This is a genomic window from Pigmentiphaga sp. MLSB6-MA01, from assembly GCF_058793475.1.
Map to the genome: position 1 here is coordinate 41763 of NZ_JBXAFV010000013.1, position 14278 is coordinate 56040.

The following is a 14278-nucleotide window of genomic DNA, read 5'->3' on the forward strand; positions in this document are numbered from 1 at the left end:
GGTTGGGGTGTGTGGGTCCTCCCCCCCCGGCACCACCCCCATGGACATGCGCCGCGACGCCGCGTGCGCCGCGGCCGAGATCGTGCTGGCGGTGGAACGGCGCTGCGCCCAAGCGCCGTCGCTGGTCGGCACGGTCGGGATCCTGAACGTGCCCCAGGGCTCGGTGAACGTCATCCCCGGCGCCTGCACCCTGTCACTCGACATCCGCGCCGCCGACAACACGGTACGCGACGCGGCATTGGCCGACATCGAGCGGGAAATCTCGGCCATCTGCGGCCGGCGCGGCATCGCGGTCGTGACCGAGGAGCTGATGCGCGCCGCCGCGGCGCCCTGCGCCCACGAACAAATGGCGATGTGGTCCCGCGCCATCGCCGACCGCGGCCTGCCGGCTTTCGAGTTGCCCTCGGGCGCGGGCCACGATGCGATGAAGCTGGCCGAAGCCACCTCCATCACCATGCTTTTCACCCGCTGCGGCAACGGCGGCATCAGCCACAATCCGCTCGAAACCATGACGGCCGACGATGCCCAACTGGCCGGCGAGCTGATGCAGGACTTCCTGGAACAAATGGCGGCCGCCTCGTAGCCGGCGCCGCGCCGGCTCAGCCGCTGACCAGGCGCGCCACCACCGGCGCGCCATCGACGAACACCATCAGTTCGCCCGGCTCGAAGCGGCGCCATACCTCGTTCGTGGTCAGGGGCTCGGTCACGATCACCGCGACGCGGTCGTCGGGCGTGGTCACCTGGGCGAAATCCACGCTGACCTCGTCGTCCGACAGGCTGGCGGTGGCGAAGGGATGCTGGCGCACCAGATAGTGCAGGCGCGTGGAGCAATGGGCATACAGGGCTTCGCCGTCCGACAGCATGTAGTTGAAGGTTCCGTGCGCGGCGATCCCGGCGCTCAGTTCGCCCAGCGCGTCGGCCATGGCCTCGACGCCAGGATGGCAGGCAAAGCGCGTCCGCAGGGATTGCAGCATCCAGCAGAAGGCCCGTTCGCTATCCGTACCGCCCACCGGCCGATAGGGGCCGTCCAGCGCCGGCTGGTAGTCGACCAGGTCGCCGTTGTGCGCGAACACCCAGTACCGCCCCCACAGCTCGCGAACGAAAGGATGGCAATTCTCCAGCGCCACCCGTCCCACCGTCGCCTTGCGGATATGCGCGATCACGTTCCGCGACTTGATCGGATAACGCCGGATCAGGTCCGCCACGGGGGACAGCAGGGCCGGTTCATGATCGACGAAGTGGCGTACCCCCGCTCCCTCGAAGAAGGCGATACCCCAGCCGTCGACGTGTTCGCCGGTGCGCCCCGCGCGGGTGGCGAAACCGGTGAAGCTGAAAACGATGTCGGTCGGCGTGTTGCCATTCATGCCGAGCAGTTGGCACATGGGGAACCTTCGCGGTGCAAGAAACGGGCACGGATCCTGCTTTTGACACAGGGTGAAACCGGCGCGCCCCAAATCGGTGAAAAGCCGCGCCAATGCGGGTTTACCTCGCATTGTTGGCGCGCAGAACCGGGATGTATTCTCCCCAAAAAACCCAGGGCGGCACAACCGTCGCCACTCACCCGAGGAAACTCCAGCATGAAAACGACACTTCGCACTCCGGGTCGCCGTGCCGTGCTCGCCGGCCTGTCGCTCCTCCTGGCCGCGGCGTGGGCCGCTCCCGCCGCCCACGCCCAGGATACCAAGATACGCTTCCAGCTCGACTGGCGTTTCGAGGGCCCCAGCGCGATTTTCCTGGTCGCCGCCAAGAAAGGCTATTTCAAGCAGGAGAAACTGGACGTCACCATCGACGCCGGCAGCGGGTCGGGCGCGGCGGTGAACCGGGTGGCCTCGGGCTCGTATGAAATGGGCTTCGCCGACCTGGCGGCGCTCATGGAATTCCAGGGCAACAACCCCAGCGCGCCCAACCAGCCCACCGGCGTCATGATGGTCTACAACAACACGCCCGCCGCGGTGTTCTCGCTCAAGAAAAGCGGCATCAAGACCCCCAAGGACCTCGAAGGCAAGAAGCTCGGCTCCCCCTCGTTCGACGGCGGCCGCCGCTCCTTTCCGATATTCGCCCAGGCCAACAAGATCGACGACGCCAAGGTCACCTGGGTCAGCATGGATCCGGCGCTGCGCGAGACCATGCTCGCGCGCGGCGACGTCGACGCGATCACCGGTTTCTACTTCACCTCGCTGCTGAACCTGAACGCGCGGGGCGTCAAGGACCAGGACATCGCCATCATGTCCTACCCTGACTACGGCGTGAAGCTGTACGGCAACGCGATCATCGCCGACCGCAATTTTGCCAAGAACCATCCCGAGGCGGTCAAGGGCTTCCTGCGCGCGGTGACCAAGGCCACGCGCGACGTGCTGGCCGACCCGGCCGCCTCGATCGCCACCGTGAAAGAACGGGACGGCATCATCGATGCCCCGTTGGAACTCAAGCGCCTGCGGCTGGCGATACAGACCGCCATCGACACCCCCGATGCGCGCACCGACGGCTTCGGCGACATCAACCCGGCCCGCATGGCGCTGATGGCCGCCCAGGTCACCCGCACCTACGGCACCAAGACCTCGGTCAGTCCCGAGGCGGCATTCGACCGCTCGTTCCTGCCGGAGAAAGCGCTGACGGGGTCCGTGCTGCGCGGCAAATGACATGACTGCCTTCGTCGATTTCCAGCGGGTCTCGCTGGCGTACAGCGCCGCGCAGGAACGGGCGGGCGAATACGCGGTCGAGGACATCAGCCTCTCTATCGGCAAAGGCGAGTTCGTCGCCATCGTCGGCCCCTCGGGCTGCGGCAAGTCCACCTTCATGAAGCTGACGACGGGCCTGAAATCGCCCACCCGCGGCACCGTGACGGTGGGCGGCAGGCAGGTCACCGGCCCCCTGAAGATCGTGGGCATGGCGTTCCAGGCTCCCAACCTGCTGCCCTGGCGCACCACGCTCGACAACATCCTGCTGCCGCTGGAAATCGTCGAGCCCTATCGCTCGAATTTCCGCGCCAGGCGCGCCGAATACACCGAACGTGCGCGGGCGCTGCTGGCTACCGTCGGACTGGACGGCTACGAGCACAAGTTCCCATGGGAACTGTCGGGCGGCATGCAGCAGCGCGCGTCGCTGTGCCGGGCACTCATCCACGAGCCCGAGATGCTGATGCTGGACGAGCCCTTCGGCGCGCTGGACGCGTTCACGCGCGAGGAGTTGTGGTGCGTGCTGCGCGACCTCTGGACCGCGCGCCGCTTCAACGTGGTGCTGGTCACCCACGACCTGCGCGAGGCCGTATTCCTGGCCGACACGGTCTACGTGATGAGCAAGCGCCCCGGCCGCATCCTGTCCCGCCGGGATATCGAGCTGCCGCGGCCCCGGGAACTCGAAACCACGTATTCCGACGACTTCAACGCCCTGGTGCTCGAACTGCGCACCCAGATCGGACATTGACCGGCGCCACCCGCGCTCCCCAGCCCCCTCACGCCGATTCGCCCGATGAACAACACATTCGCCGAACGCCTCGCACCGCTCGCCCTGCTGGTGGCCGTCATCGTCCTTTGGGAGATCGTCTGCCGGGTATTCCAGGTCTCCGAGTTCATCTTCCCCAGCCCCTCGCAGATCCTGCAGGCCACCATCGACTATGCGCCGGTCATCGCCATGCATGCCTGGCGCACTTTCTGGGTCACGATGGCGGGCTTCGGCATCTCGATCGTGGTGGGAGTGGTGTTGGGCTTCGTCATCGGCAGCTCGCGCCTCGCCTATACGGCCGTGTACCCGTTGATGACGGCCTTCAACGCCCTGCCCAAGGCGGCCTTCGTACCCGTGCTGGTCGTATGGTTCGGCATAGGCGTCGGCCCGGCGGTACTGACCGCCTTCCTGATCTCGTTCTTTCCCATCATGGTCAACATCGCCACCGGCCTCGCCACGCTCGAACCGGAACTGGAGGATGTGCTGCGGGTGCTGGGCGCCAGGCGCATGGATGTACTGCTCAAGGTCGGGCTGCCCCGGTCGCTGCCGTATTTCTACGCGTCGCTGAAGGTCGCTATCACGCTGGCCTTCGTCGGTTCGACAGTGTCCGAGATGGCGGCCTCGAACGAGGGCATCGGCTACCTGCTGGTGTCGGCCGGATCAGCCATGAAGATGCCGCTGGCCTTCGCCGGCCTGATGGTGATAGGCGTGATGGCCATGGCCATGTACGAGCTGTTCGCGCTGGTCGAAAAACGTACCACGGCCTGGGCCCACCGGGGCAACCAGGGCACCTAAGCGCAGCCTCCGGCGGACCTGCCGCCGCTCCAGTCCGGATTTCGTGCACACGGTCGGCCAACTGGGCGTATTCTGGTTGGTGTCGAACGAGCCTCCTCCCGGCTCCTTGCGGCGCGCTGCCGGCCGCAGCAACCGTGACTCCCGGAGCCAGCCACCGTGAACCCCCCCGCCATGCGCGTCCTGCTTGCCGAGGACGATCCCCACGATGCGGAACTTACCCTGGAACGCCTGTCGATCTCGGGACTCAGCGTAGAGAGCCTCATCGTCAACAACGAGGCTGACTTCACCCGCGCCCTGGACAGCGGGAACTTCGACCTCGTCCTGTCCGATTTCCACATGCCGGGCTTTTCCGGCAGCCAGGCGCTGCGGATCGCCCGCAGGCACCCCACCGCCCTGCCCTTCATCTTCGTCTCCGGCGTCCTGGGCGAGGAACACGCGGTCGATATGCTGAAGGAAGGCGCGACCGACTACGTGCTCAAACAACGCCTGGAGCGCCTGCCCATCGTCGTGCGTCGGGCCCTGGACGAAGCGCGCGAGCGCCGGTCCCGGCACGATGCCGAACGCCGGCTGCGCGAAAGCGAAACCTACTTCGGGCAGTTGATCGACGCGCTGCGGGACTACTCGGTGGCCACGCTGTCGCTGGAAGGCAGGATAGAAAGCTGGAACCGCGCCTCGGAATGGCTGTTCGGCTACCCGGCCGAAGAAGTGATCGGCCGCCCCGGCGACATGTTCAATCTCCCTCCCGAACCGGGCCTGCCAGAACCCGGACCGCTGTGCCAGCAACTGGCCGACATCGGCACCGGCAACAGCCTGGTCGAGGAGCGCTGGCTGATGCGCAAGAACGGCGCCACTTTCTATGCATCGATCGTGACGACGGCCATCTTCGGCAATGGTGGGGCCGTGCGCGGATTCTCGCGCATCGTCCGCGACATGACCGACAGCAGGGTGGCCGCCGATCTGCTGCAGATGGCCAAGGAACAGGCCGAGGCCGCCAACCGCGCCAAGGACCGCTTCCTGGCCGTGCTCTCACACGAGCTGCGCACGCCGCTCGGTCCCATCTATGCGGCCGCGCAGGCGCTGGACCTGCGCCAGGACCTGCCCCCCGGGAGCCGCCGCAGTGTCGAGCTGATCAAGCGCAACGTCGAGGTCGAAGCCCGCCTGATCGACGATCTGCTCGACATCTCCAAGATCGTCAACGACAAGCTGAGCCTGCGCCTCGAACCCACGGACCTGGTGGGCATCCTGAACGGGATCGCCGAGATTTTCCGCGAAGAAGCCGCCGCCCGCCACATCGAGCTGCACTACACGCCGCTGCCCTATCCGGTCATCGTGCAGGCCGACCCGGCCCGCCTGCAGCAGATCGTCTGGAACCTGCTGAAGAACGCCATCAAGTTCACCCCGCGTGGCGGCGAGATACGCATCACGATGTACCAGCCCGCGCCGGGCAGGATCGCGGTCGACGTCTCGGACACCGGCATCGGCATCCCCCCGCAGGCGCTCAAGCGGATCTTCGACGCCTTCGACCAGGGCGAGGAAGACGCCGCCCAATCACGCGGCGGCCTGGGGCTGGGACTGGCCATCGCCAGCTCGCTGGCGCAGCGCCACGGCGGCACCCTGAGCGTGCGCAGCGACGGCCAGGGCAAGGGCACGACCTTCACGCTGACGCTGGACGATCCAGCCGGCGGAACGCTGCACGCCCCGGCCGAGGAAACGCTTCCCGCTTCCGCTCCACTGGTGCGCCCCGCGAGCATCCTGTTGGTGGAAGACAACGTCGATACCGCCGAAGCCATGCAATACCTGCTGGCCGAATACGGCTATGAGGTCGAGGTCGCGGAAAGCGTGGCGGCCGCCTGCCGCTGCGTCGATGCCCGGCGCTACGACGTGCTGGTCAGCGACATGGGGCTGCCCGACGGCGACGGCATCGACGTGCTGCGGCGCTACGCCCCCCAGTCCGGCCAGATCGCGGTCGCGCTCACCGGCTATGGCATGGAATCCGACGTGCGCCGCTGCCTGGATGCCGGGTTCGCGTTCCACCTGACCAAGCCGCTGGATATCGACCAATTGATCCGCGTCCTGCGGCGCGAACCCCGGGGCTGATGCGCCAAGCCCACCTTCGGCTTTTAGGGATGGGCTAGAATCGGAGGCAAATTATTTACTATTTTGCATAAATCACCCGCCCCGCCCGGCCGGCGCCTCCTGGAACGGCCCGCATGCGGTGCGCGGCGCCCCCCATGGACCGCTTCAAGCAGATCGAATCCTTCGTCTCCGCCGTCGTGCGCGGCAGCCTGTCGGCCGCGGCCCGCAGCGAAGGCGTCGCGCCGGCCGTCATCGGCCGGCGCATCGACGCGCTGGAAACCCGGCTGGGCGTCAAGCTGCTGATACGCACCACGCGCAAGATCTCGCTCAGCGCCGAGGGCACGGAGTTCTTCGAGGAATGCCAGCAAATCCTGCAATCCCTCGAGAATGCCGAAAACAGTGTGTCGGCGGGCGGCGAACACCCCAAGGGGCATTTTCGCGTCACGGCGCCCGGAGGCTTCGGCCGGCGCCATGTCGCCCCGCTGCTGCCCCGCCTGCTGGACGCCTATCCCGGCATCACCGTGACGCTGGACCTGAACGACCGGCTGGTGGATCTGGTCAACGAAGGCTATGACTGCGCCATCCGGATCGGCGACCTGGCCGACTCCAGCATGGTCAGCGTGCGCCTGGCCGACAACCGCCGCATGGTCGTCGCGTCGCCCGCCTACCTGGCCCGGCACGGCACTCCCCAGCACCCCACCGATCTGGCGCGCCACAACTGCCTGTCCTTCGGCACCGGCGTCAACCAGGCCCGGGGCTGGCTCTTCAGCATCGACGGCAAGGCCACGCCGCAGCGCATATCGGGTACGCTCGAATGCACCGACGGCGCCGTGCTGCATGCCTGGACGCTGGATGGACGGGGCCTGGCGTGGAGATCGCTGTGGGAAATCGAAGACGACCTCAAGGAAGGACGCCTGGTGGCCGTGCTCGACGAATTCGCCGCGCCCCCCAACGCCATCTACGCCGTGTATCCTCAACGCAAGCATCTGCCGCTGCGTGTCCGGGTCTTCATCGACATGCTGCGGCAAAGCTACGCCAAACGCCTGCCCTAGCCCCGCTCCGCCCGCCCAGGCCGCCACGGCCGGCCCAGAATAAAGACCAGCCATGACCAAACGCATTCCGGTTACTCTCGACTCCGTACGCTGTTCGACCTGCGGGCTGGGGCAATTCTGCCTGCCCGTCGGCATGGCCACTGAAGACGCCGGCCGGATGGACGAACTGGTGCAACAACGGATCCGGCTCACCCGGGGCGAACCCCTGTTCCGTTTCGAAGACGGCCTGGACGCCGTCTATGGCATCCGCTTCGGCACCCTCAAGACCTATCTCGAACTGGCGGATGGCCGCCAGCAGATCACCGGCTTTCACCTGCCCGGCGAGATCGTGGGGCTGGATGGGCTGGGCCGCAGCAGCCATGCCTCGACCGCCATCGCGCTGGAAGACAGCGAGGTCTGTGTGATCCCGGTGCGCGACCTGTCCTCGCTGGCCAATCACCTGCCCTCCCTGCAGCGCCAATTGATGCGCCTGATGAGCCGGGAAATCGAACAGGACCAGCAAATGCTGCTGTCCCTGGGCACGATGCGCGCCGAAGAGCGGCTGGCGGTCTTCCTCGTCAGCCTGTCGGAGCGCCTGGCCGCCCGCGGCTATTCCTCGTCCGCCTTCGTGCTGCGCATGAGCCGCGAGGAAATCGGCAACTTCCTCGGGCTGACCCTGGAAACCGTGAGCCGGCTGTTCTCTCGCTTCGCCAAGTCCGGCGTGCTGCGGATCCAGCAAAAACAGGTCGAGATCCTCGACATGCCGGCGCTGCGCGGCCTTGCCGGCCCCCATTGCTGACGGAACACCCATGACCACTTCCCCCCAGGCCGGGGCCAACGCCCCCATGTTCGCCCAGGCCCGCGCGCTGGACCCCCAGCGCCATGCCCACCTGCGCTTCGACCGCGAGGCCGGCTATGCCTTCTCGCGCGGCCAGACCGCGGTGCCGCTGGTGGCGACGGAATTCGCGATGGTGGCGCGGGACCTGCCCATCGTGTTCGCCGGCGACGAACAGATGCCCATGGCGGTGCTGGGCCTGCGCAACGCGCAAAACCTCATGGTGGACGCCGCCGGACAGTGGCGGCCCAACCGCTACGTTCCCGCCCATTTGCGACGCTATCCGTTCATCCTGCAGGAAGACCCGGCCAGCCAGCGCTACGCGCTGTGCGTGGACGAAGACGCCGAACACCTGCGCAGCCCCGCCGGCGACGCGCGCCCCCTGTTCGACGACGGACGGCCGTCCCCCGTCGTCGGGGAAATGCTGCAATTCCTGGGAGAACTCCAGGCCGGCCTGGCCATGACGCGCGACTACGTCGCCGCCCTGCGGGCCGAGAATCTCCTGATCCCGCGCCAGGTGGCCGTGGACCTGCGCGGCGGCGAGCGCGTCACGCTGGACGGCTTCCTGGTGGTGGACGAGGCCCGCTTCGACCAGTTGCCCGACGCGACGGCCACCGCATGGATGCGCAAGGGCTGGCTGGCCATGACCTATTTCCATCTGCAATCACGGCTGAACTGGGGCCACCTGGTCGCCCTGGCGGAGTAGCCTCCGCGCGACGCTTCACGCCGCCTCGGAACGCGCCGGCGGCGTCTGGCGTTCTCCCACCTTGCGCAGGCTGGCACCTATGTGCAGGTCGGCGATCTGCCGGCGCAGCCAGGTATTGGCGCTGTCGTGATGATGGCGCGCATGCCAGAATTGGCGCATGTGCGTATGCGGCGTCTGGAAAGGCAGCCGCGACCACGTCGCCCCGGCGGCATCGTCGGTGATCGCCTGCGCGATGACCTCGGGCACCGTCACGATCAGGTCCGTCTGCGCCAGGATCTTGGGCAGCACCAGATAGTTGGGAACGCGCAGCGCCACCTCGCGCCTGTGCCCCTGCTTGCCCAGTTCCTTTTCGATCTGCAGATCGGTCTTGTTGGCCGTCACCACCAGATGCCGCGCCGCGAGGTATTCGTCCAGCGTGATCGCCTCATCCGCCTTGCTGAAGCCGCTGCCCATCACGCAGACGTGCTGGTCGACGAACAGGCCCTGCTGGTAGAAACCGCTCTGCAATTCCTGCAGGTTGCCGACCGCCAGGTCGGCGTCGCCGCTCTCCAGCGCCGCCCGGTAATGCTCCCGGCTGAGGCTGCTGACCTCCAGGCTGATGCCTGGCGCCGAGGACTTGAAACGCGCCACGAGCTGCGGCAACACCAGGAACTGGGAAAAGTCGGACATCAGGAGCGTGAAGCCGCGCTGGCTGGACGCGGGATCGAATCCGCTGGCCTGCTCGAAACCGTTGCGCACCAGCTCCAGCGCCCGCAGCACGCTGCCCGCCAGTTCGGCGGCATAGGGGGTCGGCTCCATGCCGCCCTGCGTCCGCACGAACAGCGGATCGTTGCATTGGTTGCGCAAACGCAGCAGGGCATTGCTCATGGACGGCTGGGACAGACCCACGCGCTCCCCCGCGCGGGTCACGTTGCGCTCGAGATAGAGTGCCTCGAATACCAGCAGGAGATTCAGGTCTAGCTTGTTGATGTCCATGGCAGCATGACTATATCCGCGAGGTCCGGAATAGACAATGCGCTAGCTTCCGCCTCCGGCATCGTCGGCCCGCCCCGGCGCACGCAGGAAATCGAAGTCGCAGCCGTACTCGGCCTGCATCACATGCCGCTGGTACAGCCACCGGTAGCCGCGCTGCACCGTCGCTCGCGCGGGGGTCCAGTCGGCGCGGCGGCGTTCCAGCTCGACCTCGTCCACCAGCAGGTCGATCGCTCGCCGCGCGACCGAGAGGCGGATCAGGTCGCCGCTCCTGACCAGGGCCAGCGGTCCGCCCGCCGCGGCCTCCGGCGAGACGTGCAGCACCACGGTGCCATAGGCGGTGCCGCTCATCCTGGCGTCCGAGATGCGCACCATGTCCCGCACGCCCTGCCGCGCCAGCTTGGCCGGGATGGGGATGTAGCCGGCCTCGGGCATGGCGGCCGCCAGCGGCCCGGCGTTGCGAAGCACCAGCACATCGTCGGGCCGCACATCCAGGTCCTCGGCATCCAATCGCTCGGCCATGTCCTCCAGGGTGTCGAAGACCACCGCTCTGCCCGTATGCTCGAATAGCGCCTCGTCCGCCGCGGCTCGCTTGATCAGTGCGCCATGGGGCGCGAGCGAACCTGACAAGGCCAGCAACCCGCCTTCGGGCTTGAGCGGTTCCGCGCGCGGCCGGATCACCGCGCGGTCCACCCAGGCGTCGCCCTGTTCGTCCAGCAGTTCGCCCACCGTGCGACCGGTCACGGTCATGCAGTCCAGGTGCAGCAGGTCGCGCAATTCGCGCAGGATGGCCTGCACGCCGCCGGCCGCGTACAGGTCCTCCATGTAATGGGAGCCGGTAGGCTTGAGGTCGACCAGCACCGGGGTATCTTCCGACAACCGGTTCAACCGTGCCGCGTCCACCGGCAATCCGAGCCGCCCGGCAATCGCGGTCAAATGCAAGACCGCGTTGGTCGAACCGCTGATCGCCAGCAGCACCCGCAATGCATTGTCCACGGACTTGCCGGTCACGATGGCGTCCGGCCGCGGTCCTTCCCGCGCCAGCCGGACCGCCTGTGCGCCCGACGCCTCCGCGGCCCGCAGGCGATCGGCATGCACCGCCGGAATGGCGGCGGTATGCGGCAGCATCATGCCCAGCGCCTCGGCCACGCAGGCCATGGTGCTGGCTGTCCCCATGACCGCGCAGGTCCCCGTCGTGGTGGCCAGGTTGCCTTCGATCGCGCCGATCTCGTGCGCATCGATGGCGCCGGCGCGATAGCGGCCCCAGTGGCGCCGGCAGTCGGTACAGGCCCCCAGGCGCTCGCCCTGGTAACGGCCCGTCATCATGGGGCCGCCCACCAGCTGGATTGCCGGGCATCCGGCCGACAACGCTCCCATCAACTGGGCAGGTACCGTCTTGTCGCAGCCCCCCACCAGCACGACCGCGTCCATGGGCTGGGCGCGGATCATCTCTTCCACGTCCATGGACATCAGATTGCGGAACATCATGCTGGTCGGATGCAAGAACGGTTCGCCCAGCGAGATGCTGGGGAACTCCATGGGCAGTCCGCCCGCGGCCAGCACGCCGCGCTTGACCGCCTGGATCAATTCGGGGAAATGCCGGTGGCAATTGTTGAAATCGCCGCCGGGATGCGCAATGCCGACGATGGGCCGCGCCAGCGCTTCGCGCGTATGCCCCATGGACAGGGCGAACGAGTGGCGCAGAAAGCGCGCGAACTCGGTGTCGCCGTAATGGGTCAGGCCCCGGTCCAGGCCTTTGGACGGATCGTCACGCATGGGCCGCCCCCATCCCGCCGCGCACCGGCGGATTCACCATGGCGCGCGGCTGACGCCCTTCCAGGGCATCGAGCAGGTTGGCCACCGCCAGTTCCATCATCGCCCGCCGTGTCTCCACCGTGGCGCTGCCCGCATGCGCCTGCAACACCACATTGGGCAGCGCGCACAGCGGGCTGGCGGGACCGACCGGTTCGCGCTCCATCACGTCCAGTCCGGCGCCCGCGATCCGGTCTTCCTGCAAGGCCCGGATCAGCGCGGCTTCGTCCACCACCGGTCCGCGCGAGGTATTGATCAGATAGGCCGAACGCTTCATGGCCTCGAACTCTCGCTCGCCGACCGAACCCCGGGTCTCGGCCGACAAGGGTACGTGCACGCTCAGGAAATCGGACTCGGCCAGCAGTTCGTCGCGCGAGCGGTAGGCGGCCAGCCCCTCGTCCTCGGACGGCATATCGCGGCTGCGGTTGTGATAGACCACCCGCATGTCGAAAGCCTGCGCGCGCCGGGCCACCATGCGGCCGATGCGGCCCATGCCCAGCAGTCCCAGCGTCTTGCCCGCCAGGTCCGAAGTCAGCGGCGCGGGCCCCCGCAGCCAGGCGCCCTGGCGCACGAAAGCGTCGCCTTTCACCATGTCGCGGGCCAGGCACAGCACGAAGCCCATCGTGAGATCGGCCACCGCGCGATCGAGCACGCCCGGTGTATTGCAGACCAGCACGCCGCCCCGCGTGGCATGCGGCACGTCGATGTTGTCGTAGCCCACGGCGAAGTTGGACACCACCGACACGGCCGGCAACGCATCCAGCGTGGCGGCGTCCACCGGAGTACGCACCGTGCACAGCACGCCGCGCGCCACCGCGCGGTCGGCGGCGGAAACCGCTTCGTCCAGCCGCAGCCCCGTGGGGATGTCGACGATCCGGCAGACCGCCTCGATGGCCGCGCGCAGGTCGGGCGGCACTGGCGCGCAGACGATGACGGTAGGTGGGGATTGCGGCATGAGACGTCTCCGGATCACATGGACGAACGAAGCCCGTGCCCGCGCGCCGACGCGCGAAGCCAGGCGGGAATGGAGCGGACGGTGAAAATGCCGCGACGGGTCAGCGGGCGGGCTTTTCCTGGATGGCGCCGCGCAGCCGGGACTCGGTATTCTCGACGTGGAGCCGCGCGCATTGCCGCGCCGCCTCCGGGTCGCCGTTCTCGATCGCAGCCAACAGCCGCGCATGCTCTTTCTGCGCCAGGGCACCGCGGCCCGACACTTTGGCCGACCTGCTGCGCGAGACTTCCAGGTTCTTGCGCAGCAAGACCGCCAGGAAATCGAAGAACATGATGTAGTTGCGATTGCGGGTGGCGCGCGCCACCGCCCGGTGGAAGCGCAGGTCCGCGTCTACCCCGCTGGCGATCTCGCCGCTGGCTACGGCCTTGGCCATCTCCGCCAGCGCGGCGCGCATCTCGGCCAGATCCTCCGGGGTGCGCCGCTCGGCAGCCAGCGCCGCCGCTTCGATCTCGAACCCTCGGCGCAATTCGACGATGCCCAGGGTCTGCTCGACGTCCTCCTCGCCCGCGGCATGCAGGCGCAGCACCGACAAGGGCGTGTTCGCGATCACCGCCAGGCCGCGCCCCTGCTTGCTGCTGACGATGCCTTCCGCCTTCAGGCGCGAGACCGCCTCGCGCAGCACGGTGCGGGACACGCCCAACCGATCGGCGATCACCTGCTCTGGCGGCAGGACCTCTCCCAGTTGATACTGCCCGCCGGTGATCTCGTCCATCAGCATCCGCGTGATGCGCTCGGTCAGGTTGGGTTCGGCGCGCGGGGGCTCCAGCACATCCTTGAGCAAGGCCATTGGAGTCTCCTTTGTACGATAATAGCATTAGACCCCTGCGCCATCTCTCAATCAATATGATTATAGTATAATCATATTTTACTGATCACCTGCTTCTTTTTCTTCAGGAAAAATACCCGGCCCTGCCCCCCGCGCCGGCCCCGCCGCTCAGGGCAGCATGACTTCGATCAGGCGCGGACCGCGCTCGGCCATCGCCCGCCGGAATGACCGCCGCAGTTCGCTCACCGTCGTGGCGCGTTCGGCCTGTACGCCGAAACCCGCTGCCATGCCCAGCCAGTCCAGTCCGGGGCGCGACAAGTGCAGCAAATCCCGCACCGGCGGCGAGGAGAGTTCGTAGCCATTGCGGCGCATCTCGTCGATCAGGATGTTGTAGCGGCGGTTGGACGCGATGAGGATGGTTGCGTCGACCTCCTCGCGCGCCATCGACCACAGTGCCTGCAGCGTATAGAGCGCGCTGCCATCCGACTGCAGCCCCACGACCTTGCGGCCCGGCGCGGCGATGGCGGCACCGAACGCGGCAGGAATGCCCTGCCCGATCGCCCCGCCGGTCAGCACGAGACTGGCATGGCGCGCGGTCCGCGCGGCAATGGCGTTGAAGGGGAAAGCCAGGGTCTTGCCCTCGGCCGAGATGATGGCCTGGTCCGGCAGCCAGGCAGCCACGACCCGAGCGGCGCTCTCGGGCGTCAGGTTCTCGCCCAGGTCGTGGTCCGTCACGCGCTCGACCGGCGCGAGGCCCCGCCGGGCCAGCTTCAGGTCGTCGGCCAGGGCGGCCAGCGTGGGGGGGGCGTCCCGCCCCCCCCCCGACAAGCGC

The 14278-nt window shown here is 67.6% G+C and carries 13 protein-coding genes and 1 pseudogene (1 of these 14 running past the window's edge); 8 read left to right on the top strand and 6 right to left on the bottom strand.

Annotated features, from left to right (window positions below):
- Nucleotides 1-583, top strand: a pseudogene (locus AC1Q6E_RS20355) (M20/M25/M40 family metallo-hydrolase); the annotation flags it as partial.
- A gap of 16 nt (nt 584-599) precedes the next feature.
- Here AC1Q6E_RS20355 and AC1Q6E_RS20360 read toward each other — a convergent pair.
- A complete protein-coding gene (locus AC1Q6E_RS20360) occupies nt 600-1382 on the bottom strand; it encodes a class II glutamine amidotransferase (RefSeq protein WP_152795128.1) in 783 nt (260 codons plus the stop codon).
- 195 nt (nt 1383-1577) lie between these two features.
- Between AC1Q6E_RS20360 and AC1Q6E_RS20365 the strand changes: the two genes are divergently transcribed.
- The 7 genes from AC1Q6E_RS20365 to AC1Q6E_RS20395 all read left to right on the top strand — a co-directional run bounded on the left by AC1Q6E_RS20365 (nt 1578) and on the right by AC1Q6E_RS20395 (nt 8884).
- Entirely contained in the window at nt 1578-2639 is a 1062-nt protein-coding gene (locus AC1Q6E_RS20365; protein ID WP_296558451.1) for an ABC transporter substrate-binding protein, read from the top strand.
- Nucleotide 2640: 1 nt separating this feature from the next.
- Nucleotides 2641-3423: an ABC transporter ATP-binding protein gene (locus AC1Q6E_RS20370; RefSeq protein WP_296558450.1), complete on the top strand. Its 783-nt coding sequence runs from the start codon at nt 2641-2643 to the stop codon at nt 3421-3423.
- Nucleotides 3424-3468: 45 nt separating this feature from the next.
- Complete coding sequence (locus AC1Q6E_RS20375) at nt 3469-4236, top strand: ABC transporter permease (protein WP_296558448.1); 768 nt, start codon at nt 3469-3471, stop codon at nt 4234-4236.
- Between the two features lie 156 nt (nt 4237-4392).
- Nucleotides 4393-6333: a hybrid sensor histidine kinase/response regulator gene (locus AC1Q6E_RS20380; protein WP_296558447.1), complete on the top strand. Its 1941-nt coding sequence runs from the start codon at nt 4393-4395 to the stop codon at nt 6331-6333.
- 134 nt (nt 6334-6467) lie between these two features.
- On the top strand, nt 6468-7364 hold the full coding sequence (locus tag AC1Q6E_RS20385; protein WP_152795136.1) for a LysR family transcriptional regulator: 897 nt from the start codon (nt 6468-6470) through the stop codon (nt 7362-7364).
- Nucleotides 7365-7416: 52 nt separating this feature from the next.
- A complete protein-coding gene (gene fnr, locus AC1Q6E_RS20390) occupies nt 7417-8142 on the top strand; it encodes a fumarate/nitrate reduction transcriptional regulator Fnr (protein WP_152795138.1) in 726 nt (241 codons plus the stop codon).
- Between the two features lie 10 nt (nt 8143-8152).
- Nucleotides 8153-8884 (top strand): SapC family protein, encoded by a 732-nt coding sequence (locus AC1Q6E_RS20395; RefSeq protein WP_492573415.1) that lies wholly within the window; start codon nt 8153-8155, stop codon nt 8882-8884.
- 15 nt (nt 8885-8899) lie between these two features.
- Here the strand turns inward: AC1Q6E_RS20395 and AC1Q6E_RS20400 are convergent, their stop codons facing one another.
- From AC1Q6E_RS20400 to AC1Q6E_RS20420, 5 genes are all read right to left on the bottom strand, one after another.
- Nucleotides 8900-9859 (bottom strand): LysR family transcriptional regulator, encoded by a 960-nt coding sequence (locus AC1Q6E_RS20400; RefSeq protein WP_152795142.1) that lies wholly within the window; start codon nt 9857-9859, stop codon nt 8900-8902.
- A gap of 42 nt (nt 9860-9901) precedes the next feature.
- Nucleotides 9902-11632, bottom strand: a complete 1731-nt coding sequence (locus tag AC1Q6E_RS20405) for an IlvD/Edd family dehydratase (protein WP_152795144.1) — start codon at nt 11630-11632, stop codon at nt 9902-9904.
- On the bottom strand, nt 11625-12623 hold the full coding sequence (locus AC1Q6E_RS20410; RefSeq protein WP_152795146.1) for a 2-hydroxyacid dehydrogenase: 999 nt from the start codon (nt 12621-12623) through the stop codon (nt 11625-11627). Before AC1Q6E_RS20410 ends, AC1Q6E_RS20405 begins: the two co-directional genes overlap by 8 nt.
- Before the next feature lie 100 nt (nt 12624-12723).
- Complete coding sequence (locus tag AC1Q6E_RS20415) at nt 12724-13467, bottom strand: FadR/GntR family transcriptional regulator (protein ID WP_492573416.1); 744 nt, start codon at nt 13465-13467, stop codon at nt 12724-12726.
- Between the two features lie 147 nt (nt 13468-13614).
- Nucleotides 13615-14278 carry the 3' portion of an acetolactate synthase large subunit gene (locus AC1Q6E_RS20420; protein WP_492573417.1) on the bottom strand. 965 nt of this gene lie beyond the right edge of the window, so 664 of the gene's 1629 nt are visible here — the last part of the coding sequence; its start codon lies beyond the right edge, outside the window; its stop codon occupies nt 13615-13617.